Source organism: Lysobacter sp. A286, from assembly GCF_054052105.1.
Genome location: NZ_JBSVRJ010000001.1, coordinates 1590721 through 1615801 on the forward strand (window position 1 = coordinate 1590721; position 25081 = coordinate 1615801).

General features: G+C 66.1%; 27 protein-coding genes and 1 pseudogene. 7 read left to right on the forward strand and 21 right to left on the reverse strand.

Annotation, left to right across the window (positions count from 1 at the left end; translation table 11 throughout):
* Window positions 1-35 precede the first annotated feature (35 nt).
* On the forward strand, window positions 36-1187 hold the full coding sequence (locus ACW7G0_RS07325; protein ID WP_456988677.1) for a DmpA family aminopeptidase: 1152 nt from the start codon (window positions 36-38) through the stop codon (window positions 1185-1187).
* Here the strand turns inward: ACW7G0_RS07325 and ACW7G0_RS07330 are convergent.
* Window positions 1187-1360: pseudogene (locus ACW7G0_RS07330) on the reverse strand (SRPBCC domain-containing protein); the annotation flags it as partial. The gene ACW7G0_RS07325 and the pseudogene ACW7G0_RS07330 sit on opposite strands and share 1 nt — an antisense overlap.
* Window positions 1361-1586: 226 nt before the next feature.
* On the opposite strand from ACW7G0_RS07330, the gene ACW7G0_RS07335 reads away from it, so the two are divergent.
* The gene (locus ACW7G0_RS07335; RefSeq protein WP_456988679.1) at window positions 1587-2675 is read left to right on the forward strand and encodes a flavodoxin family protein; all 1089 of its coding nucleotides are present in this window, start codon (window positions 1587-1589) and stop codon (window positions 2673-2675) included.
* A 78-nt stretch (window positions 2676-2753) separates the two neighbouring features.
* Here the strand turns inward: ACW7G0_RS07335 and ACW7G0_RS07340 are convergent, their stop codons facing one another.
* The gene (locus tag ACW7G0_RS07340) at window positions 2754-3077 is read right to left on the reverse strand and encodes a hypothetical protein (protein WP_456988681.1); all 324 of its coding nucleotides are present in this window, start codon (window positions 3075-3077) and stop codon (window positions 2754-2756) included.
* Between the two features lie 68 nt (window positions 3078-3145).
* Complete coding sequence (locus ACW7G0_RS07345) at window positions 3146-3745, reverse strand: hypothetical protein (RefSeq protein ID WP_456988683.1); 600 nt, start codon at window positions 3743-3745, stop codon at window positions 3146-3148.
* 92 nt (window positions 3746-3837) lie between these two features.
* On the opposite strand from ACW7G0_RS07345, the gene ACW7G0_RS07350 reads away from it, so the two are divergent.
* On the forward strand, window positions 3838-4287 hold the full coding sequence (locus ACW7G0_RS07350; protein WP_456988685.1) for a tetratricopeptide repeat protein: 450 nt from the start codon (window positions 3838-3840) through the stop codon (window positions 4285-4287).
* A 12-nt stretch (window positions 4288-4299) separates the two neighbouring features.
* Here the strand turns inward: ACW7G0_RS07350 and ACW7G0_RS07355 are convergent, their stop codons facing one another.
* From ACW7G0_RS07355 to ACW7G0_RS07395, 9 genes are all read right to left on the reverse strand, one after another.
* Complete coding sequence (locus ACW7G0_RS07355) at window positions 4300-4803, reverse strand: GFA family protein (RefSeq protein WP_456988687.1); 504 nt, start codon at window positions 4801-4803, stop codon at window positions 4300-4302.
* Between the two features lie 128 nt (window positions 4804-4931).
* Window positions 4932-5531, reverse strand: coding sequence for a hypothetical protein (locus ACW7G0_RS07360; protein WP_456988689.1), 600 nt, complete (start codon window positions 5529-5531; stop codon window positions 4932-4934).
* A gap of 177 nt (window positions 5532-5708) precedes the next feature.
* A complete protein-coding gene (locus ACW7G0_RS07365; protein WP_456988691.1) occupies window positions 5709-6902 on the reverse strand; it encodes a PP2C family protein-serine/threonine phosphatase in 1194 nt (397 codons plus the stop codon).
* Window positions 6899-7807 (reverse strand): patatin-like phospholipase family protein, encoded by a 909-nt coding sequence (locus tag ACW7G0_RS07370; RefSeq protein WP_456988693.1) that lies wholly within the window; start codon window positions 7805-7807, stop codon window positions 6899-6901. Before ACW7G0_RS07370 ends, ACW7G0_RS07365 begins: the two co-directional genes overlap by 4 nt.
* Window positions 7800-8663: a patatin-like phospholipase family protein gene (locus ACW7G0_RS07375; protein WP_456988695.1), complete on the reverse strand. Its 864-nt coding sequence runs from the start codon at window positions 8661-8663 to the stop codon at window positions 7800-7802. Before ACW7G0_RS07375 ends, ACW7G0_RS07370 begins: the two co-directional genes overlap by 8 nt.
* 32 nt (window positions 8664-8695) lie before the next feature.
* Window positions 8696-9046, reverse strand: a complete 351-nt coding sequence (locus ACW7G0_RS07380) for an STAS domain-containing protein (protein ID WP_456961240.1) — start codon at window positions 9044-9046, stop codon at window positions 8696-8698.
* Window positions 9047-9059: 13 nt separating this feature from the next.
* A complete protein-coding gene (locus ACW7G0_RS07385) occupies window positions 9060-9455 on the reverse strand; it encodes an ATP-binding protein (protein ID WP_456988697.1) in 396 nt (131 codons plus the stop codon).
* 47 nt (window positions 9456-9502) lie between these two features.
* Complete coding sequence (locus tag ACW7G0_RS07390; RefSeq protein ID WP_456988699.1) at window positions 9503-9877, reverse strand: response regulator; 375 nt, start codon at window positions 9875-9877, stop codon at window positions 9503-9505.
* 31 nt (window positions 9878-9908) lie between these two features.
* Window positions 9909-12038, reverse strand: a complete 2130-nt coding sequence (locus ACW7G0_RS07395) for a response regulator (RefSeq protein ID WP_456988701.1) — start codon at window positions 12036-12038, stop codon at window positions 9909-9911.
* A gap of 217 nt (window positions 12039-12255) precedes the next feature.
* Here ACW7G0_RS07395 and ACW7G0_RS07400 point away from each other — a divergent pair, with 217 nt between their 5' ends.
* Both ACW7G0_RS07400 and ACW7G0_RS07405 read left to right on the forward strand, forming a co-directional pair.
* Complete coding sequence (locus ACW7G0_RS07400) at window positions 12256-12750, forward strand: lipocalin family protein (RefSeq protein ID WP_456988703.1); 495 nt, start codon at window positions 12256-12258, stop codon at window positions 12748-12750.
* A gap of 88 nt (window positions 12751-12838) precedes the next feature.
* The gene (locus tag ACW7G0_RS07405; RefSeq protein ID WP_456988705.1) at window positions 12839-13219 is read left to right on the forward strand and encodes a VOC family protein; all 381 of its coding nucleotides are present in this window, start codon (window positions 12839-12841) and stop codon (window positions 13217-13219) included.
* 15 nt (window positions 13220-13234) lie between these two features.
* Here ACW7G0_RS07405 and ACW7G0_RS07410 read toward each other — a convergent pair whose 3' ends face one another.
* The 4 genes from ACW7G0_RS07410 to ACW7G0_RS07425 all read right to left on the reverse strand — a co-directional run bounded on the left by ACW7G0_RS07410 (window position 13235) and on the right by ACW7G0_RS07425 (window position 16469).
* Window positions 13235-13966 carry a hypothetical protein gene (locus ACW7G0_RS07410; protein WP_456988707.1) on the reverse strand — a complete coding sequence of 244 codons (732 nt, stop codon included), beginning with the start codon at window positions 13964-13966 and terminating at the stop codon, window positions 13235-13237.
* A gap of 183 nt (window positions 13967-14149) precedes the next feature.
* Entirely contained in the window at window positions 14150-15718 is a 1569-nt protein-coding gene (locus ACW7G0_RS07415) for an N-acyl-D-amino-acid deacylase family protein (RefSeq protein ID WP_456988709.1), read from the reverse strand.
* A 162-nt stretch (window positions 15719-15880) separates the two neighbouring features.
* Window positions 15881-16171: a HigA family addiction module antitoxin gene (locus tag ACW7G0_RS07420; protein ID WP_456988710.1), complete on the reverse strand. Its 291-nt coding sequence runs from the start codon at window positions 16169-16171 to the stop codon at window positions 15881-15883.
* A gap of 16 nt (window positions 16172-16187) precedes the next feature.
* Window positions 16188-16469 carry a type II toxin-antitoxin system RelE/ParE family toxin gene (locus ACW7G0_RS07425; protein ID WP_456988712.1) on the reverse strand — a complete coding sequence of 94 codons (282 nt, stop codon included), beginning with the start codon at window positions 16467-16469 and terminating at the stop codon, window positions 16188-16190.
* A gap of 90 nt (window positions 16470-16559) precedes the next feature.
* Here ACW7G0_RS07425 and ACW7G0_RS07430 point away from each other — a divergent pair, with 90 nt between their 5' ends.
* Entirely contained in the window at window positions 16560-16952 is a 393-nt protein-coding gene (locus tag ACW7G0_RS07430) for a barstar family protein (protein ID WP_456988714.1), read from the forward strand.
* A gap of 46 nt (window positions 16953-16998) precedes the next feature.
* Here ACW7G0_RS07430 and ACW7G0_RS07435 read toward each other — a convergent pair whose 3' ends face one another.
* Window positions 16999-18042, reverse strand: coding sequence for a S66 peptidase family protein (locus ACW7G0_RS07435; protein ID WP_456988716.1), 1044 nt, complete (start codon window positions 18040-18042; stop codon window positions 16999-17001).
* Window positions 18043-18118: 76 nt separating this feature from the next.
* Entirely contained in the window at window positions 18119-18997 is an 879-nt protein-coding gene (locus tag ACW7G0_RS07440) for an acyltransferase (protein ID WP_456988718.1), read from the reverse strand.
* A gap of 127 nt (window positions 18998-19124) precedes the next feature.
* Between ACW7G0_RS07440 and ACW7G0_RS07445 the strand changes: the two genes are divergently transcribed.
* Entirely contained in the window at window positions 19125-20330 is a 1206-nt protein-coding gene (locus tag ACW7G0_RS07445) for a serine hydrolase domain-containing protein (RefSeq protein ID WP_456988720.1), read from the forward strand.
* A gap of 117 nt (window positions 20331-20447) precedes the next feature.
* Here the strand turns inward: ACW7G0_RS07445 and ACW7G0_RS07450 are convergent, their stop codons facing one another.
* From ACW7G0_RS07450 to ACW7G0_RS07460, 3 genes are read right to left on the reverse strand one after another with little or no spacing between them, the layout of a single operon-like run.
* Window positions 20448-22841: a hypothetical protein gene (locus tag ACW7G0_RS07450; RefSeq protein WP_456988722.1), complete on the reverse strand. Its 2394-nt coding sequence runs from the start codon at window positions 22839-22841 to the stop codon at window positions 20448-20450.
* A gap of 7 nt (window positions 22842-22848) precedes the next feature.
* The gene (locus ACW7G0_RS07455; RefSeq protein ID WP_456988724.1) at window positions 22849-24303 is read right to left on the reverse strand and encodes a VWA domain-containing protein; all 1455 of its coding nucleotides are present in this window, start codon (window positions 24301-24303) and stop codon (window positions 22849-22851) included.
* 13 nt (window positions 24304-24316) lie between these two features.
* Window positions 24317-24919, reverse strand: coding sequence for a hypothetical protein (locus tag ACW7G0_RS07460; RefSeq protein ID WP_456988726.1), 603 nt, complete (start codon window positions 24917-24919; stop codon window positions 24317-24319).
* Window positions 24920-25081 lie beyond the last annotated feature (162 nt).

Consider the following 25081-nt stretch of genomic DNA (forward strand, 5'->3'; position numbering starts at 1 on the left):
TCGTTGTGCCCAAGCACTCCGCGAGGGAATCAACCATGTGTTTTCGCCTGTTTGTCGTTGCCTTGCTGCTGTCTGCATGGACGCCCGCAGATGCGCAACAGAAAAACCTGCGCGCGTACGGAATCACCATCGGGGTGCTGCAGCCGGGGCAGTGGAACGCGATCACCGACGTGCCGGGCGTCGAGGTCGGCCACAAGACGCTGGTGAGTGGCGACGATGTCCGCACTGGCGTCACCGCAGTCCTGCCGCATGCCGGCAACATCTTCCAGGCCAAGGTTCCGGCCGCGGTGTATGTCGGTAACGGGTTCGGCAAGCTCGCCGGAACGACGCAGATCGAGGAGCTCGGCACCCTCGAGACACCGATCATCCTGACCAATACCCTCAGCGTGCCGGTCGCGGCGGACGCGCTGATCGACCACGCCTTCTCCTTCCCCGGCAACGACGACGTGCGCTCGGTCAATCCGGTCGTCGGGGAAACCAACGACGGCTACCTCAACGACATCCGCGGACGCCATGTCACCAGGCGCGACGTGCTGGAGGCGATCGAGTCAGCCGCCAGCGGTCTGGTCGCGCAAGGCAACGTCGGCGCCGGAACCGGCACGGTCACATTCGGCTTCAAGGGCGGCATCGGCACCTCGTCGCGGAAGCTGCCCGACAACCTCGGTGGCCATACCGTCGGTGTACTCGCGCAGACCAACTTCGGCGGCGTGCTGAGCGTCGACGGCGTGCAGATCGGCAAGTCGCTGGGCAAGTACTACCTGAGCGACGAACTCAACGACTCGCCCGACGGCTCCTGCATGATCATCGTCGCCACCGACGCGCCGCTGGACGCACGCAACCTGGAGCGGCTGGCCAAGCGCGCGATGCTCGGTTTGGCCCGGACCGGCGGCATCGCGTCCAATGGCAGCGGCGACTACGTGATCGCGTTCTCGGCCAGCGAATCGGTGCGCGTGCCCTACCAATCCGACAGCCCGCTGCGCGAGATCGCCGTCCTGCGCAACGACGCCATGTCGCCGCTGTTCATGGCTGCCATTGAAGCGACCGAGGAAGCCATCCTCAACTCGCTGTTCCACGCCGAGACGATGACCGGCCGCGACGGGCATGAGGTCGGCGCGTTGCCGGTCGACGAGGTGCTACAGATCATGGAGCGGCGCGGGTACCCGGCTTCGCGTCAGGCGTCGCCCTAAATGCGGTAACTGCCCCCGACCTGCGCGTCGAGATGGTGGACCTTGAAGGTGAAGCCGTTCGGCGGCAGCCACTTGGCGATGGCGTCGGCGTCGAGGAAGGCGCGATAGACGCGTTCCGGCGGCGCATTCAGGACGCGGTGATCACCGAAGGTACCGGGCGCATGTATGCATATGCTTCATCGCCGGTGGGTTACATGTTCCTCACCCCAAGCCGGGATCCCCGCATGACTCACCACGACGAACCTGCCACCGTCCCCGCCATCGATCTGCAGCGCTGTCCAGGCACGCGGCAGGATTACCTCGCCACCGCGCAGGCACTGGGCTACGACTTCGGCCCGTTGATCGATACCCCTCAGCGGAGCGCTCCCGCAGCGCATTGACCGCGGACACGAGGATCCCATGCCCGACAACGCAACCCAGGCGCCCGAACCGCGCACCGGCCAGCCTGACCCGAAGCTCACGCGCGAGCAGTTCGAGCAGCGCTACCGCCATGCGTTTTTCGATCCGGCGTTCGATGCCTACCGCGACGCGATAGACCGGCTCGCCGCCGTCGCATGGGAGGCCTACGACGAAGGACGCAAAGCGCCCCGCTCGCATCCCGCCGGCCCCGGCTTCCAGGACCCTGGCTACGACCTGTCGGACGAGTGGCGCGCCACCCGCGATGCCATCCGCGCCGCCGAGGCGCGCCAGCGCGACCCGCAAGCGCCCGACCGCATCCTGCTGGTCTGCGCCTCGCCCCGCAGCGAACACACCTGCCCTGGCGAGATGTCCAAGACCTGGCGCCTTCTCGAGGCCGCGCGCGATGCCGCGACCGAAGCTGGCGCCGAATGCGACGTACTCGAGCTCAACCGCCTCACCTCCGAGTACGGCCGCACCATTCATCCCTGCAAGGGCTGCGTGTCCACCGCCATGCCGCTGTGCCACTGGCCCTGCTCGTGCTACCCCAACCACGCCTTGGGGCAGCAGCACGACTGGATGAGCGAGATCTACCCGCGCTGGGCCGAGGCGCACGGCGTAATGATCCTGACGCCGGTGCACTGGAACCACGCCACCTCGCCGTTGAAGCTGATGATGGACCGTCTGGTCTGTGCGGACGGCGGCAACGTCGACCCCACCTCCACCCAGGGCAAGGACCCGAAGCTCGCCAAGCAGCTGGAGCTCGACGGCTGGGACTACCCGCAACACCTCGCCGGACGCGCGTTCGCGCTGGTGGTGCACGGCGACAGCGAAGGCACCCAGACCGTGCGCCACGCGCTCGCCGACTGGCTCCGCGGCATGGGCCTGGTCGACGCCGGCGCGCTGTCGCAGGTCGATCGCTACATCGGCTACTACGCGCCCTACGCCACCAGCCACGACGCGCTGGATGACGACCGGGCCCCGCTCGAGGAGAGCCGCAACGCGGCACGGGCGCTGGTCGAACGCATCGGTCAGCTGCGCGGCGGCATCCGCGAGGCCGGCTCCCGGCTGGAGATGCCGCGGCAGAAGTAAGAACGACGTGGATGACGCTCACAACCACGCAGTTCGTTCCGTTCTGGCCCTGTTCCCAGTCCACTGCGGCACCATCCCTCAGAAGTGCAACCCCCCGACATCATCCGAAGCGTGGAGCGCCACCCCGCTGCGCGCCACCACGGCAAGGGAGATGGCCATGCACGGCAACCACAGGATGGCGACGCCGAGCGCCCAGGGGATGGTCGATCCGGGGCGGTACATCGCGCCGTGCGCGGACATGCAAACCAGCGACCACGTCCACCGGGTTTCGCCGGGCAAGCTGTAGACCTCCTCCAGCACGAACGGGTCGGGAAACCCGGTCGGGCAGGCCAGCGGTGCGGCATAGGCCATCGCGCCCGGCCAGACCACCCACAGGATGAGGACCAGAAATACGGCCGCCACCACCGACGCCGCTGCCGCCATCGCCGCGATCGCTGGCCAAGACGCCCGATCGGAAGGCGCGAGGCGCTTCACAGTGGCCTGCCCTCGGCGTCGTACTGCTGCGCCGCTGTGCCTCGACGCGGATCAGTGAGACGAACCCAAAGGCGCGGACCGGGCCTGCGCCCCTCGTCCGCGTTCGGGTTCGCCGCGGGCTTGATTTCCACGGTCCCCAACTGGCCCTCGGCAAACCCGATCCGCGCACGGGCGTCGGCAACCAGCGTCGGCAGGCGATCCAACGCCCGGAATTCGCCAAGCCGGAACCCGGCCGCCGCGCCGGGCCGCGCCCTCACGGGCCTGGGCTCACCCAGCCGGCCACTGGCATATCGATAGCGGTCCCAGTTGCCGGGTGTACGCGGGTCCGCGGCGACCAGGGCCAGATGATCCGGCGCAATCGAGATCGAGGCGAGGACCAGGGTTCCGGCCTCGGCTGACAGCCGGGCTGCAACTGCGGCCTCTGCCTCGCGCACCAGGAAGGGCTCTGCCCCACCGCCGCGTTGGAGCGCCTCGGCGCGGATCTCCGCATGGTCCTGGCCACCGATGCAGCCGGCGAACAGCAGCGGCACGGCGAGGACCGCTGCCCGCCTGGCAGCGGTGGTTGCGATCAGCCTGGACAACGTGACCGTGTACATGGGCATTCCGCAGCATGGCCGCTCAATGTGACAGCTGCGCTGCAGACGGTGCAGCCACCATCGTCGTACAACTGCAAACTTTGGCAGCGAACATGGCCGTTTCCCCGCAAGACGACATGATGGAACTGGACGACGACATCCACGCGCAGATCGAAGCACTCAGCGCCAAAGGCGACGATCTCGCCGAGGCAGGCGACTTTACCTCCGCACTCGAGTGTTACTGGGCCGCATGGGGGCTGCTGCCCGAGCCACAGCCCCAATGGGAAGCCGCCACCTGGCTCTTGGCCGCCATCGGCGACGCCAACTTCCAGGCGGGGGACTTCGAGGCCGGCCGCGACAACCTGAGCAGCGCCATGCACTGCCCGGACGCCATCGGCAACCCCTTCCTGCACTTGCGCCTTGGCCAGTGCCAGTTGGAGCTGGGCGACGAGGAGCGCGCAGCCGACGAACTCACACGCGCCTACCTGCTCGACCCCGAGATCTTCGAGGACGAGGATCCGATGTACGGGGATTTCGTGCGGACACGGCTGTTGGGCAGCTGAAGGACCACCCAATCAGGATGCCGGCGCCCCATCGCCCAGTACACCATGGCGTCGATGCCAGTCCTCGAGCGACTCGTCGGGGAAACCGTCGAAGTGGATATCATGCGGTCCGTCCGGCACCTCGACCCAATTTGCCTTCGAGTCCAACAGCATGTGCACCCGCTCACCAGCCTCCGGCAGCGGCGTGTCGATGGCCGACGCGTGGGGGTGCACCAGTTCCGGCCACTGCGGGTCGAACAACCACAGTGCGCTACCGCAGGCCATGCAGAAATGCCGACGCCCCGAACTGACGCGGCAGCTGTCATCGTCCTCGCGGATCCGGGCGCGGTAGACACCCACGTGCTCGCGGCCTTCAACCTCAAGCGTGTCGGCGCGGGCCCCAAGATTGACGGCGCCGCCGCTGCCGCCCGCGGTCTTGCGGCAGATCGAGCAGTAGCAGTGCAGGAACGGCACCGGCGCGTACGCTTGGCAGCGGAAGCGCACCTGGCCGCAGTGACAGGATCCTTCAAGTTGCATCGCCAACGCTCCAGGCACCGGACCACCGATGTTAGCCGCCCGGGCGTGGAGGCGCCGTCACAAACACGAGGCGGCGGTACCGGCTACCGGCCTCGCCGCGAACGCCTCGGCGACGGTCAGCAGCGCTTTCAGGGACCGCACGTCAGGGTGCCATCGTAGATCCGCTCAGCGCCGTCGGCGCGCTGCACCTTGAGGGTTGCCACATGCTGCGTCGCCTCGTTGCCGGTGGGGCGTGACTCACCGCGCTGGAGCTCCACCACAAGGCCCTTGCCAGACAGGGTGATGCCATCAGCCAGGTCGTTGAATCCACCCGCCCGGCCGTTGCCCAGCATCTCCGCATACCCGTTGTTATTCAGCACGCCGCGGACCATCCCGTCGGGTAATACATCGGCACGCGCCAACAGCAGCGTGGCGCCGCCGGCATCGGCAAAACTGCAGGCCAGCTCGCCTGGCAGATCGACGCCGTCCAACTGGTCGGCGCTCAACGGCTGCAACGCGATCTGCGACCCGTCGCCGCCATGTGTCGGTCCCTCCGTGGCCGGGACCATCGACGCATCCGCTGCCGCCTGAACGTCCGGGCTGATTTCGTGGGCGGCATCGTCTGCAACACCGACGGTGTCACCGCCAACGCTGCCACCGTCTGACGGACTGCGTTGATCGCTGCATGACGCCAGCGCGGGCACGCACAGACACAGGCTCAGCAGGAGGAGTGCATTTCGCAGGGGCATAAGCTAATTCCACAACAGGAAGACAGAGGTCAGGATGCACATCGCACAACAACGCCAGGTGACAAGCTTGCCGGACCTGGATTGATCAAAGCCCATGGATCCCCGCCTTCGCTGGGATGACGAGCACAGTGCGGGGGACGAGCACAGTGCGGGGATGACGAGCAAACGCCGGATTGTTCAGATCTCTCCCTGATTCCGATGCGCGACAAACAGCGTGATGTCGTCGAACGGGGCCACGTTGCGCGCATGCGCCTGCACGGCGTTGCGGATGTGTTCGACGGTGGCCTGTGCGGAACCGGGTGGGGGTGACAGCAGCGCCAACAGTCGCGGTTCCGAAAACATCACACCATCGGCATCGCGCGAATCGGTGACGCCGTCGGTGAATGCGACCAGCGTTTCGCCTACGGCCAGTGTTTCGCGCCGCGCGTGGAACGTCATGGCCGGGAACATGCCCGCGGCCGGACCGGTCGGTGGCAGTCGCGCGCGGACGCCGGCAGGGCCGCACACGATGGGGGCCTCGTGTCCGCAATTGACGTACACCAGCTTGCCACTGGCCGGGTCCAGGGTGCCGAGGAAGAGCGTGGCAAACATGTTGGCGCTGCTGTGCGTGCGGGCGATGTAGTCGTTGACGCTGTCGACCAGTTGCCGCACCTCGATCATCGGGTCGCCGTCGACGCTGAGCATGCGTTCAGCCAGCGCGCGCACCAGGCTGCGGAACAGTGCCATGAACAACGCCGCCCCCACGCCCTTGTCGCACACGTCGGCCACCACGATCGCGATACGGCGGCCACCGTGCAGTTCGAAGGCGTCATAGAAATCACCACCCACGCGCCGCGCCGGTTGGAACCAGGCCGCCAGGTCCCAGTCGGCGGTGGCCGGCAATCGATCGGGCAGGAAACCTGACTGGATGTCGCGCGCGATGTCCATCTCGCGCTCCAGGCTGCGGGCATGCATCTGCTCGCGGTCGTGCAGGCGTTTCCTGGCCAGGCTGGCCCCCACCCGCGCGCGCAGGATGTGCGGGTTGAACGGTTTGGGCAGGTGGTCGTCGGCGCCCATGGCGATGCCCTTGACGATGCTGTCGGTATCGTCGAGCGCCGAGATGAGGATCACCGGCAGGTGCCGCAGGACCTCATCCGCCTTGAGGTGTTCGAGCAACTCGTAGCCGCTCATGACCGGCATCATGATGTCGAGCAGCACCAGGTCGAACGCGCGCACCCGGAGCATGTCCAGCGCCTCGCGACCGTCGGCGGCCATCTCCGTGCTGTGCCCCTGGCGGTGCAAACGTCGTACCAGCAGGTCGCGGTTGGCCTCGTTGTCGTCGACCACCAGGATGTGCGCCGGCTCGACGGCAGCCGGCAACACTGCGGTCACGATGCACCCCGCGCCACGCTGCCCGCCGCCAGCAGGCGGCGCAGGTACGGCAGTTGCGCCTCGGTGACACGCTCGCCCTGTTCGATGAGGTGCGGGATCAGGTGGGTGTCGTTGATATGCACGGGCTGATCGAAGCTGGGCATCAGCGGAATGATCTCCGCGTGGTGCGCGGCGCTATAGAACGCATAGGTGGCACGCAGCAGGTGGTTGACGGTGATGGAGATCGACTGCCCTCCGACCCCGAGCAGCGAGTTCAGGCGCTCGGTCGGTGGCGTCTCGAACCCCATCGCCAGGATGATCTCGGCCCCTTCCCGGATCGCGATGCTGACCGGCAATGGATCGGACAGGCCGCCGTCGACCAGCAAGCGCCCGCCGACCGGCCAGGGCCGCAGAAGCAGCGGGATGGCGATACTGGCACGGACGGCATCACCGATGTGCCCGGTATTTAGGGCGACGCGCTCGCCGCTGTGCAGGTCGGTCGCCGCCAGGTGCAGCGGCATTTGCGTGTCGGCGAAGGTGGCATCGCCAAACAGCGTGCGCATGGCGTCGCCCACCGCGCGGTCGTTGACCAGGCCCGAGCGCTCGTTGAAGCCGAACCAGCTCGGCAGCACGCTGCGTACCAGCGAGCGGTAGTGCAGTTGCCTGAACAGCCCGCCCCACAACCCAAGGCTGTGCTCCTCGGCTTCGGCGATGGACATGCCCAGCGCCATCGTCGCGTTGTAGAGGGCGCCGCCGCTGCAGCCGACCGCGATGTCGACGTCGATGCCTTCGCGACGCAGCACCTTCCACATACCGATCGCGGCCACGCACTTGATGCCGCCGGAACCGACCACCACCGCCAGCCGCGGCCGTCGCGCCGCGCCGGCAGCCGGCACCGGCGCGTCGCTGGCCACCGGCTCAGGCATCGGCCCGGTCCAGCACCTTGCGCAGGTAGCCGAGTTGCGCCTCGGCCGCGCGCTCCCCCTGCTCGATCACGTAGGGGAACTGGTCGGTGTCGAACAACCGTATCGGGCGGTCGAAGTCCGGCAGCATCGGGATGATCTCGGCGTGGTGCGCCAGGTTGTGGAATGCGTAATTGGCGCGCAGCAGGTTGTTGGTATAGATGCTGTTGACCTGAAACGCGTAGCGCGTGGCCGAGCGGATGCGGCTCGGATACGGGCTCTCGAAGCCCATCGCCAAGATGACATCGGCGCCCTCGCGGATGGCGATGTCGATCGGCAGCGGGTCGGACATGCAGCCATCCAGCAACCAGCGTCCGTCGATGCACATCGGCTTCCATATGTACGGGATGGCGATGCTGGCGCGCACCGCGTCGCGCACGCTGCCCTTGCTCAGGACCACGCGCTCGCCATTGTCCAGGGCGGTCGCGGCGATGTGCAGCGGTATCGTCGCGTCGGCGAAGTCGCGCCCGCCGAACGGCCCTTCCAGCGCGCGCATCATCGGCTCGCCATGGACCATGCCGAAGTGGCCGTCGAAACCGAACAGTTTCGGCATGAAGGCGCCGAGGATGGAGCGCATGTCGCGGCGCTTGGTGATCGCCGGGGTCCACAGTTCGCGCGTCAGCCGCTCGCTGGTCTCCACGTCGTAGCCCAGCGCCATCGTCGCCGCGTACAGGCTGCCACCGCTGCAGCCCACCAGCATGTCGATGTCGATGCCTTCGCGCTTGAGCACTTTCCACAAGCCCAGCGCGGCGGCGCACTTGACGCTACCGGCACCGATCACCAGTGCGACACGCTTCTTCCTGGTTGTTGTTGCGTCCATGGCCTCCCCCGCCCCTTGGTGAACTGTCCCGGCTACTGCGGTGCCAGCGCTGCGTAACTGTCCACCGCAGCGTCCACGCTGTCGTACAGCTTCAGGATGGTGGTGAAACCGCTCAGTTCCAGCACCTTGAATACCTGCGCATTGATGTCGGCCAGACGCAGGTCGCCGCCGCTGCTGCGCGCTTCCTTGACCGTCGCCAGCAGCGCGCGCAAGCCGGCGCTGCTGGTGTACTCGACCGCGCTGAGATCGGCGACCAGGTAGGCATTGCCCGCGCTGACATGCTCGTGCAATGCGGCCAGCAACGTCTCGGCGGTCAGGCTGTCGACGCTGCCGCTGATGGCGACGACCGAGACATGGTCCCGCCGCTGGATATCGATTTCCACAGACCTGCTCCCATTACCGGGCATCCGCGCCCGGAAAGAATTTGACCATCACCAAAACGTTACCACGCGCCCCATTGGGCGAATGCGCGACTTCGTCCATGAATTGATACACCAGATGCCAGCCAAGGCCGCCGATTTCGCGCTCATCCAGCGAGGCCTTCACATCCGCTGCCGGCGCGTCGGCCGGATCGAACAGCGGTGCCTGGTCGACCAGGGTGACGGCAAGGCGCCGCGCATCTGCATCGATACTGACCGCGACCGGGCCCTCCTGGCCACCATAACCGTGCGTGATGATGTTGGAAAACGCCTCCTCGACGGCCAGCCGCACCGCGAACTGCATGTCGTCATTGGCACCGGCATCGCGGCAGGCGCGGTCGACGAATTCCATCAGCCCGGCGAGGTCGGCCATTCCCGAGGCAAGGAACACGGACGCACCAGTGGGCGGCGGCGAGGTTGTCATGGCGGCATCGCGGAACCGGCCAGCGCCTCGATCTTGCCGACCAGCCGTTCCAGGTCGACCGGCTTGGTATCAAAATCGTCGCAGCCGGCGGCCAGCGCGCGCTCGCGGTCCTCCATCATTGCGTGCGCGGTCAACGCGATGATCGGGATGTTTGCGGTGCGCGGGTCGGCCTTCATGCGCCGCGTGGTTTCCCAGCCGTCTATCACCGGCAGACTCATGTCCATCAACACCAGTTGCGGCATCTCGCTGGCCACCCTGTCCAGCGCGGCCTGTCCGTCGATGGCGATGGCCACCTCGTAGCCGCGACGCTTGAGGCGCCGGGACAGCATGTCGCGATTCATTTCGTTGTCTTCAACCAGCAGGATCTTCATCGTCGGCACAATCCAATGGTGTGGAGGAGGGCTACGGGTTGACCGGCCGCGATTCGATGGCGCGACGCACTTCCTGCTCCAGCTCGCTCTGCGTGTAGCTGCCTTTCTCGATCACAGCCTGCACGTGGCTGGCCAGGCGCTGCTGCTCGGCGCGGGTCAGCTCCTTGGCGGTCAGCACCACCACCGGCACGCTGCCGCTCAGCCCCTGCTCGTGCAGCGCGTCGAGGAAGCCGAAGCCGTCAACCTCCGGCATCATCAAATCCAGCAGTACCACGGCCGGACGTACCTCCTGGAGTTTGGCCAGGCCATCGCGTCCGTTGACCGCCTCGACCACTTTCCAGTCCTGGCGCTCCAGCAACCGGCGCAACATGCTGCGCGTGGTCTCATCGTCGTCGATCACAAGGATCGGACGGCCGGGACTGCCGGCAAGGTGCTTGTGCAGCGCGCGCACCAGAGTCTGCTGATCGACCGGCTTGACCAGATAGTCCACCGCGCCGAGCGCGAAGCCGAGACTCTTGTCACGGGTGACGGAAATCATGATCACCGGAATCCGGGCCAGCTTTGGATCAGCCTTCAGCTGCGACAGCACGCTCCAGCCGTCAGCATTGGGCATCAGCACGTCGAGCAGGATCAGGTCCGGCTGCAGTTCACGCGCCAGCCGCAGGCCGTCCTCGCCATTGCCGACCGGCACCGCGCGGTAACCCTCGCGCCCCAGCATGCGGCCGATGACCTCGGCGCCGGCGCCGTCGTCATCGATGATCAGGACGGTGCCGGCACTCGCCACCGTCGTCGACGCCCCGGGCGATACAAGGGGCGTCTCGTCGTCCGGCCCCGCCACAGCCACCTCGGCACTCGCCGGAATACGCACGGTGAACGTAGTCCCGACGCCCTCGCTGCTGCGCATGCCGATGCTGCCGCCGAGCATCTCGGCAAAGCGGCGGGTCAGCGCCAGCCCAAGGCCAGTGCCCCCGTATTTGCGCGAGGTCGACGCATCGGCCTGCGCGAACGGCTCGAACACCCGCGACTGCTGCTCCGGCGTCATGCCGATACCGGTGTCCTCGACCTCGAACACGATCCAGTCGCGCGACGAACCCGGCTCACGACGTGCACGCAAATGGATGGTGCCATCCTCGGTGAACTTGCCGGCATTGCCGAGCAGGTTGAACAGGATCTGCCGCACCTTGGTGACGTCGGTCAGCATGCTGCCCAACTCGCCGGCCTCGACCACCAGGCGGTTGTGCTTCTGGTGTACCAGCGGTTCAGTGGTGTTCTTAACGTCCTCCATCATCGGGCCGATCTCCACCTGTTCCAGCGACAGCTCCATCTTGCCGGCCTCGACCTTGGACAGGTCCAGCACCTCGTTGATCAGGCCGAGCAGGTGCTTGCCGGCGATATGGATCTTGTCCAGGTCCGGGATCAGCGCATCGTTGCCGATGTCGGTAGCCTCCTCCACCAGCAGCTCGCTGTAACCGATGATCGCGTTCAGCGGCGTGCGCAACTCATGGCTCATGTTGGCCAGGAACACGCTCTTGGAGCGGTTCGCCTCTTCCGCCTCCTCCTTGGCCTGGGCCAGCTGCTGGCTCTTCTCCTCCATCACCAGGTTCTGCTCTTCCAGCAACTTGCGACTACGCACGAAGCGCTTGCTCTGCAGGTACGAGTGAAAGGCGAACACCGAACTGGTGAGGAAGATGCCGACAATGCTCGCCGCGGTCGGCAGCGGTGGCGCATCGAAATTGAACTCGAACCCGAACAGCAGCCCGCAACCAATGACGCCCAGGGCGATGCCCGCCCAGCCCCTCGCCGCGAGCCGGGCGCCCCCGACCCCCAGATTTCCGAGATTGACCGCCGTAAGCGCCATGACACATGGCCACAGGCTGAAATGCATACCCGCGGCCCACGCTCCGATCAACACCGAATCGATAAGCATGTTGCGGTGTTCGGCGCGCCTGGAATCGCGGCTGAAACGCGCCAGCAGGTACGCCACCTGCGGCCACACCAGCCCCCACAGCGCGAGCAGGATGATCAGGTTCTGGCTGGATCGCCCGCTGGCATGGAACACCGCGTAGAAGATCGCGATCAACGGCGGGAAGCACGATAGGCGGACGATGTAGTCCAGCCGGACGATCGGGTGCAACTTGCGCTTGACCTTGGGTTTGATCATGAGTGTCGGGTTCCATCCAGTGCCATCGACCATTCCCCTTGGACTGCGGTGACTGGGATGCTAACAACTCGCGGGCTGGCACGGTCGAGACGCCAGCCGCAATGGCCAGCCTTTGAACTGGCGCCGTGCAATGTGGTGCCCTCGCCGACTACGCCGGCACGACCGCTTAACACTCATCCGGCGATCCTCTTACGGTCCCTTCCCCACGGCCCTCCCCATGACTAATCATCCCGAACTGGCCACCGCTCCCCGCGTCGACATCCAGCGCTACATGGGCACCTGGTACGAGCTGGCGCGCCTTCCCATGCGCCACGAGCCCGAAGACGCGACCGACATCTCAGCTACCTACACGCTGCAGGACAACGGCAAGGTGCGGGTGTGCAACCGCATGCGCCGCGACGGCGAGGTCGAGGAGGCCGATGGAGAGGCCACCGCCACCGACGACAGCGGCAGCCGGCTGGAAGTCAGCTTCCTGCCCGACGGCCTGCGCTGGATCCCGTTTACCAAAGGCGACTACTGGATCATAGCGCTCGAGCACGACTACACCGTCGCACTGGTCGGCAGTCCGGACCGCAAGTACCTGTGGTTGCTCGCACGCGACCCGCAACTCGACGAGGCCGCGCGCAACCGCTACCTGTCGATCGCGCAGGCCCAGGGGTTTGACCTCACCGCGTTGATCCGCACACCACACACGGGCCGAGCCACGGCCTGATGTCGATCCCTGCCCTCGCCGTTCGTCGTATGTCAGAAGGGTCTGCACAGGCCCTCTTTCCACCACCCAACCCACGAGGCATATCGCCATGAAAACCAACCCCATCGTCTGGTTCGAGATCTACGTGCAGGACATGACCCGCGCGCAGCGGTTCTACGAGGCCGTGCTGCAGGTGAAACTGGCGCCGCTGGGCGACCCGAACGACTCGACGGTCGAGATGAAGGCCTTCCCGGCAGAGATGGACCGCATGGGCGCGGGAGGAACGCTGGTGAAGATGGACGGCGCCCCGTCCGGGGGCAACAGCACGCTGGTCTACTTCGACTGCGAGGACGTCGCCCAGGAGGAAAGCCGCGTCGAGGCTGCCGGCGGCCGCATCCAGCGCAAGAAGATGTCGATTGGCGAGTACGGCAACATCTCGCTGGTATTTGATACCGAGGGCAACCTGTTCGGGTTGCACTCGATGAAGTAGATTTTCCTCGCGCCGTCAGAACCGGACTTCGGCGCCGAACATCAATGTGTCGGCGCGGTTGGCGTCGTAGTAGAACTCGCCGTCATCCCAGTAGTAATCGTTGAAGTACACGTGGTTGGTGTACGTAACGCTCAGGTTGAAGTTGCGGGTGATGTCGACACCCAGACCAACACCGAAGTAGCCGCCATCGACGTCCATGCCGTAATTGTTGTCAGCCGTCCAATAGCCGGCGCGGACCAAGCCGTAGATCGGGTTGGTGGCGCCGAAGTTGAAGCGGGCAGTCGCGCCGATGCTGGCGTACTCGACCTTGCTGTAGCTCCAACCATCGTGCCGGGTTTCGTCCAGCCGGCCGGATGCCGCTTCAATACCCACCAGCGTCACTGCGCCGGCCTGCCAGCGGTAGCCGGCATTGACCGCAAGCGCGGACTGATCGACATCGTCAACCACCCAACCCTTGCCGCCCTGCACGCCGAGGAAGAAGCCGCCACGCTCTTCCTCGTAGCGCGCAGGAGCTGGCGGGGCGGTGTACGGCTGCGGATACGCGGCGGCGGGTTGCGGCTGCGACGCGCTTTGCGTGGTCGGTGCCTGCTGCGGCGTTGCCGGCACGCGCTTGGCCGGGTCCGGCTCCTCGTGCTGTGGTGGCTGCCAAACCTGGAGCGGCTTGGTCTGGGCGTGCGCGCCGGCAGATGCCAGGACGGCCCCCGCGGTGACAGCGGCCATGGCCGCCATCAGTCTGGTCTTCTTCATGTTTTCCCCTGTTTGGAATCGACCGTTCGTGTGGCTGGATGCCAGCCCGGTTATGTGACGAACGTCTCGATCGGCTCGTAGCGTGGGGTTGGCGTGCGCAAGTGTCAAGAACGGCGATTCCGCGTGACCACGCGTCGCCGTCATTCCAGCGGAAGGGCTTTTGGCGGATCCAGGCTCCCCGGGTCAACCATCCCGCCGCAACATCCGCCCTGCCCGCCCCATCGGCTCTCCGGCCTCATATGCTGGCTGACCATTCACCACCACCAAGTCGAACCCTTCAGCCATCGCGGTCGGACTCACGTAGTCCGCGTGCGCCCGCACCTTGGCCGGGTCGAACAGCACCAGGTCGGCCTTCGCTCCCGTGCGAATCACGCCGCGGTCGGTCAGGCCAAGGATCGATGCCGGGAAGGCGGTCGCTTTGCGCACCGCTTCCTCCAGCGGCACCCGCGACGTGCCGACCGCGAAATCCTCGATCCACTTGGCAAACGTGCCGGCGCCGCGCGGGTGGCTGCCGCCGGGCGAGCCGTCGGACGCCACCGCCACCATCGGGTCCAGCAGCAGACGGTCCTGCAGGGCACGGTCCATCACGAAGTGCGCGGCCTGTCCGCCGCCAGGGCCGATTTCCATCAGCGCGTCGGCGAACGGCAGGTCGCGCTGCGCCGCCACCTGGTCCAGCGTGCGCCCGGCATGCGGGCCGGTGCCGAACAGCAGCGCCAACGGGCCGCCGCGCTTTTCCATGCGTTGCTGCAGGTAGGCGCGCAGCTCGTCGCGGCGGGCCTGCAGCACGGTGGCGTAGTCGGTCGGTGGCAGCGCCCACTCGGGGAACAGGATCGAGACGCCGGTGTAGCTGGCCTCGTACGGGTAGGCATCGGCGGTCAGCGGCTGCCCCGCTCCGCGCACGGTGCGCAGGAAGGCGATCAGTTCCTCGGCCGTGGCCTCGCCCTTGCCGTAGACCATCTTCAGGTGCGAGACGTGAGCGCGTGCGGGGCCGGCGGCGGCGACCAGCTCGCGGATGGAGTCGCGCACGTCGTCGGCATCCTCGGAGCGCATGTGGCTCATCGCGACGCCATCAAAGCGGGCGATCACCGGGCCGAGGCTGGCGAGCTCGCGCGTCTCCGCATAAAGACCTGGCACGTACTCCAGCCCGGTGGACAGGCCGAAGGCACCGGCACGCAGGTCGTGCTCGAGGATCGCCTGCATTCTCGCCAGCTGCTTGTCCGACGGCCGGCGCGTGCCGTCGTCGATTCCGGCGCGGCGGCGCAGCGCACCATGGCCGGACAGGGTCGCGATGTTGATGTCGGGCGTGGCGCGGCCCACCGCGTCCATCCATGACGACAGGCTGTCGGCGGCTGTGCCCTTGTCCTCCAGCGACGGACTGCCGCCATCCTGGCCGAGCACCACGGTGGTCACGCCCATCGCGAGGTACGGGGTGAACGCCTCCTCCAGCGGGTCGCCGTGGGTGTGCAGGTCGATGAAGCCCGGCGCGAGGACGCGGCCGCCGCCTTCGATGACGCGCACGCCGCGCAGCTCGCGAGCGGACAGCGTGCCGATGTGTTCGATGCGGTCGCCGCGGATGAGGACATCCGCGGCGCGACCGGGAGCACCGGTGCCGTCGATCAGGAGGGTGTCGCGGAAGAGCAAGCCGCCTGTCTGTGATGCGGGCTGCGCGCCCACGACTGGCTGAACCGCCGCGTAGGCAGCGCCCGCAACCATTGCAGCCAATACCTCACGTCTGGACCAAGCCTGGTTCATGGCACCCCCTCGAATCTCCAAGTTGGGGCTTACGGTACCCCCATCCGCAGCAAGCGCGCCGCATCGGCGCGCTCGGGATACGCCTGCCGGTCACAACGTGCTGGTCAGAACATGCTTGCAGGGTGATCGGTGCTTGCGGCTGATAACTCCCAGGGCAGGCGCTCAGGCCGCAATACGATCGATCCGTGCAAGCGTCTCGCCCAGCGCGCGGTGCGCTTCCTCAAGGTCGTAATCGGCCTGCAGGCCAAGCCAGAACCGCTCACTGGTACCCAGTGCGGCTGCAAGGCGGACGGCGGTATCGGCGGTCACCCTGCGCTTGCCCAGGACGATCTCGTTGATGCGGCGCGGCGGGACGGCCGCGGCACGCGCCAAGGCGTTCTGGCTGATGCCCAGCGGAGTGAGAAACTCTTCCAGCAGGACTTCGCCGGGGTGGATGTTGGGTAGGGTCTTCATGGCCGACTCCGTTGTGTCAGTGGTAATCGACGATCTCCACGTCATGCGCGTCGCCGCCCTTCCAGCGGAAGCAAACACGCCATTGGTCGTTGATCCGGATGCTGTGCTGCCCTTTCCGGTTGCCCTTCAATGCTTCCAGTCGATTGGCCTGCGGGATACGCAAGTCGTCCAGGGTGGCGGCGCTATTGAGCATGCGCAGCTTGCGCCGGGTGACGTGTTGGATGCCCGAGGGCAGCCGCCTGGAGGGCGAGCCACCCCAGATCTTTTCCGCTTCCGTGTCGGTAAAGTTCCGGATCACGCGCCCACCATAACGTTTCTCGTTATATAACGCAATGCGTTATAGGAAAATCAATCCCGATACAATGCGAATGATCGCCGGGACACGCCCATGACTTCACTCCTGACCCTTGATGGCAGCCGCATCCATGACATCCCGTCCTTCTATGACGAGATCAACCGCGTCTTCATGACAGGCGTCGACTGGACGCTCGGCCACAGTCTGGATGCACTGGACGACCTGTTGTACGGCAGCTACGGCGCACTCGACGGTAGCGCCCCGATCACGCTGGTCTGGACGGAGTTCGAGAAGAACCAGCGTGACCTCGGCATCGGGGCGACGCGCGCCTTCCTGCAGGCGAAACTCGATGTACCGGGGCGGTACGACGATGCACGCATCCAGCGCGACCTCGATGCGCTGGAGGCCGGCACGGGCCAGACGTTCTTCGACATCGTGCTGGAGATCATCGCCACGCACCCGAACATCATCCTGGAACCCCGTTGAAACCGCGCGAGCGGACCAAGGGAACGGTCGCCTGCTGGTGATAGCCCTACCCGGCCTGGAACACCGGCTCCAGCATCCGGAACGCGCCAGCATCGGCATCCATCTCCACCTGCCCGCCGACCGGCACGATGAACTGCTCCCGGATGTGCCCGATCATCGCGCCGCGGTAGGCGGGGATGCCGAGCGGCTTGATGTGGTCGTCGAAGATCTGGTCCAGCGTCAGCGAGCCGTAGCCCTTGCCGGGGTCGCAGTCGGTGCATTCGCCGAAGATGAAGCCGGCGACCCGGTCCAGCGCGCCCATCAGCTTCAACGTGGTGAGCATGCGGTCGATGCGGTACGGCGCCTCCTCCACGTCCTCCAGGAACAGGATCTTGCCGTCGAAGTCCGGTAGATATGGCGACCCGGCGAGCGCAACCAGCACCGACAGGTTGCCACCGACCAGTTCGCCGCGCGCCTTGCCGCCGGTGATGGTGAGTGTGCGGTTCTTGCGCGGCACCAGCTCGTCGCCGGCATCGACCACGTTCTTGTAATGCATCAGCTCGCGCTCGAAGAACAGGCGCTTGAACTGGTCGACGTTGAAGGCGTTCCAACTGGCGGCGCCGATCGGCCCGTGGAAGGTAACCAGCCCGGCCTGCGCGAGGATGGCGTTATGCAGCGCGGTGATGTCCGAGTAGCCGAGCAGTACCTTGGGGTTGGCGCGGATGGTGTCGTAGTCCAGCAGCGGCAGCAGCCGCGCGGCACCGGACCCGCCGCGGACGCAAATGATTGCCTTGACCTCGTCGTCGGCGAACATCGTGTTGAGGTCGCCCGCACGCTCGGCGTCGGTGCCCGCCAGGTGGCCGCGCCGCGACCCGTAGTGCGCGCCGGTCTTCACCTTGAAGCCGAGCGCCTGCATCACCTCCTGCGCAAGCTGCAGGCTGAGCCGCTCGTCCGTGGCCGAGGACGGGCTGACCAGCGAGACGGTGTCGCCCGGGTTCAGCGGCACCGGCAGCAATCGCCCACGCGGCGCCGCGATTGCACTGCCGCCGCTGCCCACCAATGGCAGCAGCGCCGCCAGCGCCGTGCTCTGGATGAAATCTCGTCTTTGCATGCTGTCACTCGTCGAACGGAATACGGCCAAGGTTAGCGCACCGACATCCGAGCGCTTCCTTCACCATCACCCCGCTTCACTCCCCCAGCAGACGCGCCATCTCCGCATCCTTCTCCTGCCACACCCTGTTCATCCAATGCTGGAACCGGACACGGAAGGCGCGGTCGTTCCGGTAGTCGCCGTCCAGCAACTCATCGGGGATCGGGCGCTGGCGCACGTGCACGTGGATCGCGGGGATGCGGTCGGCCACCAGATCCATCATCGACGGCCGCCCGCCTGGATAGGCGATGGTGACATCGAGGATCGCGTGCAGGCCCGTGCCCATCGCATCCAGCACGAATGCCACACCGCCCGACTTGGGCTTGAGCAGGTGCCGGTACGGCGCATCCTGCCTCGCATGCTTGGCCGGCGTAAACCGCGTGCCCTCGACGAAGTTCATGATTGCCACCGGGATCTCGCGGAATTTCTCGCAGGCACGGCGGGTGGCTTCGATATCGCGCCCCGCCAACTCGGGACGCCGCGCGATCTGCTTGGGTGTGTGGCGGCCCATGAACGGGAAATCCAGCGCCCACCACGCCAGCCCCAGCAGCGGTACCCAGAACAGCTGCCGCTTCAGGAAGAAACGCAGCAGCGGGATGCGCCGGTTGAAGACCTTCTGCAACACCAGGATGTCCACCCAGCTCTGGTGGTTGGCCAGCACGAGGTAATGACCATCCCTCTGCAGCGCCACGTCCTGCTGCACATCGACGCGCGCGCCGAAGAAGCGGTCCCACAGCCAGTTGTTCACCCCGATCCAGCTTTCCGCCAGCCCCGTCAGCACCGGGTTGCTGGCCTTGCGCAGACGTGCGAACGGGAGCAACGCCTTGACCACCGCCACCAGCAGCAGCGGCACCACGTGCAACACGGTGCTGGCCGCAAACAGCAGGGAGATCAACGTCACGCGCAATGTGGGCATGGGAGTGCGAAAGTCTCAACGGGATGGGTATTGTCGCGGAAATCGGACCAGGCTCCAGCAGCGCTCGACCGCGAAGCGCAAAACGGGCATGTTCATGCAGGTTCATCCAGAGTCAGATTGCCACCCCATGACCAAAATCACCTTCCTCGCCGCACTGCTGTTCGCCGTCACATCCCTCGCCCACGCCACCGAGCCGGTTGCTACCGTGCGGGTCACCTTTGACCACGACGGCGTCACGTCAACCTACGTCCACGGCATCGCCGACAAGACGACCGGGCGCAAGGTCACCGCGGGCGACCCGGTGCGGATCGCGTCGATCTCCAAACTGGTGACCGCGATCGGAGTGATGCGGCTGGTCGAGGACGGCACGCTCGACCTCGACGCCGACGTGGGCGATCTGCTCGGTTGGCCGCTGCGCAACCCGGCGTTCCCGGACACGCCGATCACACTGCGCCTGCTGATGTCGCACCGCTCCAGCCTCACCGATGCGGCCGGCTACTGGCAGACGCCGCTGGGCGGGCAACTGCACGACATACTCGACGATCCCAGCGCGTGGGACACCGCGCATGCGCCGGGCACGTATTTCCGCTACACCAATCTCAACTTCCCCCTGGTGGCGCAGGTGATGGAGCGTGCCACTGGCGAGCGCTTCGATCGCCTGATGGGCCGGCTGGTACTGCAACCGCTCGGCATCGAGGGCTGTTTCAACTGGGCGGCCTGCAACGATGCGGCCGCCGCGCGCGCCGTGGTGATCTACAACGGCGAGGGCGAGCCGAACAAGGACGATGACCTGCGCGGCCACAAGCCCGCCTGCCCGGTGTCCCCTGCGCAGGACGGCAGTTGCGATCTGGCGCAGTGGCGCGCGGGCGATAACGGTGCGCTGTTTGCACCGCAGGGTGGGCTGCGGATCTCGGCCAACGGGCTGGCGCGGATCGGACGGATGCTGCTGGCCGAAGGCGAGCTGGACGGCGTGCGCGTCCTGACCCCGGCCTCGGTGCAGGCACTGGCGACCCCGCAATGGCAATACACGCCCGGCGACGGCATGACCTATGAAGCCGACACCGGCGACGTCGGCGAAGGGTTCTTCTGCCGCTATGGGTTGGCGATGCAGACACTGGCCACACCGGTGCAGGGCTGCCGCGACGACCCGTTCGACGACGGCGTACCGCGCGTGGGCCACTCCGGGTCGGCGTACGGATTGCAGTCGGGCCTGTGGCTCGACCGCGCGGGCGGCACCGGCGTGGTCTGGTTCGTCACCGGCATGCCGGGCGACCGGCTCGGCGGGCAGTCTGCGTTCAGTGCGGTGGAGGAGGCGCTGGCGCAGGAGGAGTAAGCCCGCGGGCGCATGTCCTCGCCCAAAAAACGCAAAAAACGGGGTCAGGTTGAGGTGGCCCGGTTTTTGGCCGTTTTTGCTGGTCGGGAAGCTCACCGATCCCCTAGCGTCCAGGAGCTAGAGCATCGGCGCACCGGCCACGCCAGGCGTGATGTCGGTCAGACCCTTGCCATCGTAGCCGTCATCGGTCGAGCTCACGTTGAAGTGGCCCACCACCTTCTCGCGAGCCAGCGGGGTACTGCATCGGCCGCCATACCTGTCCTCCGGCCAGCGAACGACATCAAACTCGAACGTCCCCGCGATCCGGCCCTGTTCGGCAGCCTCCAGCGTGAGCTTACCGGCCGAGCAGACGACGGGTGGGCAGCTGGCCGAGCCAAGTCGCTGGGCTCTCTGCTGCTCGGCGTGGTTCATGGTGCAGACCTCCCAGTCGCCGCGACGCGGCTCAAGGGGATGGAACAGTGGCATCCCCGCGCGCATGGCCCGCAGCGTCCTGGTGGGATGGACACGGACCGAGAACTCCGGCGCCTCATCGGTGGGATACAGGCTTTCATCGACCGCCCCGGCCACCACCTGTGCCCCGCCCTCGCGCCCTTCCAGCCTCGCGCCGACCGTCACCTGACACTCGCCGTCACCGCTCTGTCCGACGAAAGTCGCGGCTAGAGTGGTCGTCTTCCGGGCACGCGCCCGGTCGGCGGCACCGCTGATAATCGGCTTAATCTGTTCCCGGGCAGCGGCGACCGCTTCCTCCATCTGGCGACGGAAGGCGGCGAATTCCTCGCTCGTCGCGCCTGGCGTACCGCGCGCCTTGTCCGCCTGGTCGCGCATTTTCTCCACGTTGTTCAGCCAGTCTTCGGTGTTGCGCTCGGCTTGGGGCATCGACCGGTCCAGGTTGCGCGCCGCCTCGTCGGGGGTCCGCACCTCGAAGATGCCGCGCGAATTCTTGTTGCCGCCACACGACCACGGGTACGGCCCGCGGACATTGAAGCCTGGCGGGAGTTCACCGGCGACCCGGCCGATATCGTCCGCCGTCAGCTCGCTGGACACGTCGTTGCCGTAGAAGCCGTCGACCTCGACACGCAGCGAGAACTGGGCGTCGGCGGTCTCCGATGCCGTCTCGGCCACGTTGGCGACGCGGACGAGGTACTCAACCGCACCGTCGGCAGCCGGCGTGGCGAGGTTGGTCCGCTGGACGTCGGCATACGGCGCGGTCGGGTCCACCGGCCGATTGACCACGCGTTCGTCCACGATGAGGTGGAGATCATCGCGGTCGGTGCCCTCCGGCGTGTCCACCGTGAAGCGCACGTTGTAGGGGATCGCGCTGTCTTTGGGAAGCTTGACGCGGAAGCGCCATGCCCGCGATCCGAGTGGCGCAATCGGCCCGTCGGAGCGCGCACTGCTCGACGCCTGGTACAAATCAGGTGTTCCAAGTTCGACCGTTTCGAGATTGTCGTAGAAACGATCCTCGGTGAGGTACTGCGCCACGAACTGCGGGTACAGGTCGTAAAGGCCGCCGCGATACAGCCTGATCGCGTCGTACTCCTTCGCCGCCCGCTTCAGTCCCAGATCGACCGCTTCGATCCCGCTGTTGTCAAACGACCGGGAGGTTTCGAAGAGATACCGGGTATAGGCCACCTTTTCGTGGTCATTGCGCCCGATCATGTCGCCAATGGCGTACCAAAAGTACCAGGTGCCGTAATCGCATGCCCACGACGGCGTCTCGGTCCCCGATGCCAGAATCCGATCCTTCGAAACCTGGTGTTCGAACGGAAGCGCGCCCCTGTGCAGCGACTGATCGAATGCCCGGACCCACGCGGCCCGGTTCGATCCCTTGAACGGGTGCCCCCACGACACGCCCTCGGTCTGCTCCAGCCAACGGATCTGGATCATCGCCGCGGTCCCCTCCGACAACCAGACGAGGTTCGTGTCGTCGCGACATTCCGGGTTCTTGGGACCTGGATCAGCCTCATTCCACTGAGGACTCATGATGTCCTGGATTCCGTGGTAAAGCTCGTGGACTGCCGAAGCTTTCATCAGCTCCCACATCGGCGTGTCTGCGGGAAGGAAGTCGGGGTGTGACGTCAGCATCATCACGCCGTCCGAGTCGTGCCAGGAGCCTATATATTTCCGATTGTCATTGAGCAGGGCGCGGTAGGCCTCGCCGGGTTCCACGTGCAGGTTCTTGTCCTCCGTCAACTGATACGGGGCTGGAAAGCCCAGCGAGCGGTACCAGATGCTGGCGGCCTCCAGTACTTTCCGGTGCCTTTCCGCAAGCTCGCCACGCTCGCCGAACGGGATAAAGCGATCAGCATGGTCAACGAACAAGGGACTAGTGCCAGCACTGAATTCTTGCGGCTTTTCTTCCATCACGACCCATTTGGTCGTCGGCCAACTCCCGGGCCTGTTCGACTGGGCCCAGGCAGACGCGGTGAGCGTGAGCACGGCCACGAACAGGGCAAGGGGCAGGATGTGCATCCCGCGCAGGCGAGCGATGGAGGCGATGGGTCGCTTCATGACCGCCCTACTCCACCGGGAAGTCGAGACTGACTTCAGTAGTCGCGCCCGCATTGACCGTCACGTCCTCGACAAAGCGGTCATCGGCCTTGATACCGTCCGGCCGGACCTGGATGCGGTACTCGCCCACCGGAATGGTGTAACCGGCGATGCCCTCACCGTCGGTGCTGTCGCGGCTGGCTTCCTTGTGACTGTCGGCGTACTGGATATAGGTGCGGGCCTTCAATGGCTTGCCGTTGGCGGTGACCTTGATCCGGACCGTCCCGCTGGGGATTTCCAGGCTCTTCGTCGTGGTTTTCCCCGCTTCCACCGTCACGCCGTCGATGAACTGATCCGGTGCACTGATGCCATCGGGCCTGACCTGGATGCGGTATTCGCCGACCGGGATGGTGTAGCTGGCGATGCCCTCGCCGTCGGTCCCGTCGCGGCTGGCTTCCTCGTGGCCGTCGGCGTACTGGATATAGGTGCGAGCCTTCAGCGGCTTGCCGTTGGTGGTGACCGTGAGTTCGACGGTTCCGGTGGAAAAGTCCACGCTTCGCTCGGTGGTTTCACCGTTGCTGACGGGAATGTCTTCCAGCAGCTGATCCGGTGCGGAGATTCCCTCCGCGCGGACCCTGATGTCGTAGTCACCCGCGACCAGCTCGTACCGGGCCTTGCCCTCCTCCAGCGCGTGGTTTCGCGTGACCTCGTCCTCGGTGCCGGCGCTGTAGACATAGGTATAGGCGCCGATCGGCTCACCGTTTTTGGTGACGGTCAGCGCGATTGCCCCGGTGGTCTCCACCACGGGCTCAGGTTCGGGTTCGACCTGCACCGCTTCGTCCAGCGCGCCGGCCAACTCATCGGCGTTGCTCGCGCTGAAGAACCGGCCACCACCAGCCTCGGCCATGCACTGCAACTGCTCGGTATCGGTGTCACCAAGATCGAAGCCGACCACGTGCAACTTGAAGTCGACACCCGACTGCTTCGCCGCCCTGACCGCTTCACAGGGATCGCCGCCGCAGGACTCCAACCCGTCGGAGACGAGCACGACGCTGGCGGACTGCTCCGCTTGCCGCAGCTGTTCGATCGCCTGCTTCACCGATGCGGTGAGCGGTGTCATCCCCTTCGCGTTGAGACCTTCGATCTGCTTGATCATGGCGTCGCGGTCCAGCGGCCCCAGCGCCACCAGCGACTCGATGTCCATGCAATCGCCCTTGCGGCGATGGCCGTAAGCGGTCAATCCCACCTTGGCGTCCGCCGGCAACTGCCGGACCAGACTGGACATCACTTCCTTGGCGACGACGATCTTCGGCTCGCCGTCGACGCGACCCCACATGCTGCCCGAGGCATCGAGGATGAACAGCAGGTTGCTGCTCCGGGTTTCGGCCTTTGCGGCATCGTCGCCACTCTCCGAAGCGATGGCGGCCCATGGCGCACTGGACAGAAACAACAGCGTGCACAACAACGTCAGCATCTTGTTCATGGATCGTCTCCCCCTACTGGCACGGTAGCGCATGCGGTTCGAAGCCGAGCGCGTCGGTGGCCTGGTTCAGTGCGTCCACGTCCTTTTCCGTGCCGGCGCCGGCAACCAGCGCCCAATTGCCCGAGGTCGACCAACGGACCTGGTCTTTCAGGCCGAGCGTGCCGCACATCCCGGGGATCTTGTTCTGGTACATCTCGTCGCGAGCCGTCGGGTCCTTCCATTCGCTGGCAATCAGCTTCTGGTACTTGTCCTGGTTCGACCGGCAATCGACGACCTGGACGAACTTGTCCGGATGTCGGTCCTTCACTTCACAGGTGAACCCGGCTTCCTCGATGGCCGCCGTGATCTGTCCGATGTCCGGCGCCATGCTCTGCGCCGTGCTTTGCGCGATGTCCGGCGCCGCGCCCTGCGCCGTGCCCTGTCCGTCGAGTTGGTCAGTGGCACCACAGGCGGCAACAAGCGCTAGCGCCACGGCTGCAGTGATGGCGGAAAGAGAGGTTGCTCTCATCAGGTTCTCCAGTTCGGTGCAATGAAGGTGCTTGCGGCATGGCGCTCTCTGCGATATTTGCGCCACTCCTTTCCCTAAGTAACCGATTTCGGACGGAAAGCGGGACATGCGGGATCCGCAGGCGACTAACGGGGTCAGGTTCACTTTCCCTACGTTGTTCGATGGCGATGCCCGATGCGCAACGGCGGCATGCACCGGCTGCCGCCACGCGACTGCGTCGCCATGCTCATGGACATGGCCCGCCTCCCCCGTCTCCAGTTGCCCAGCCTA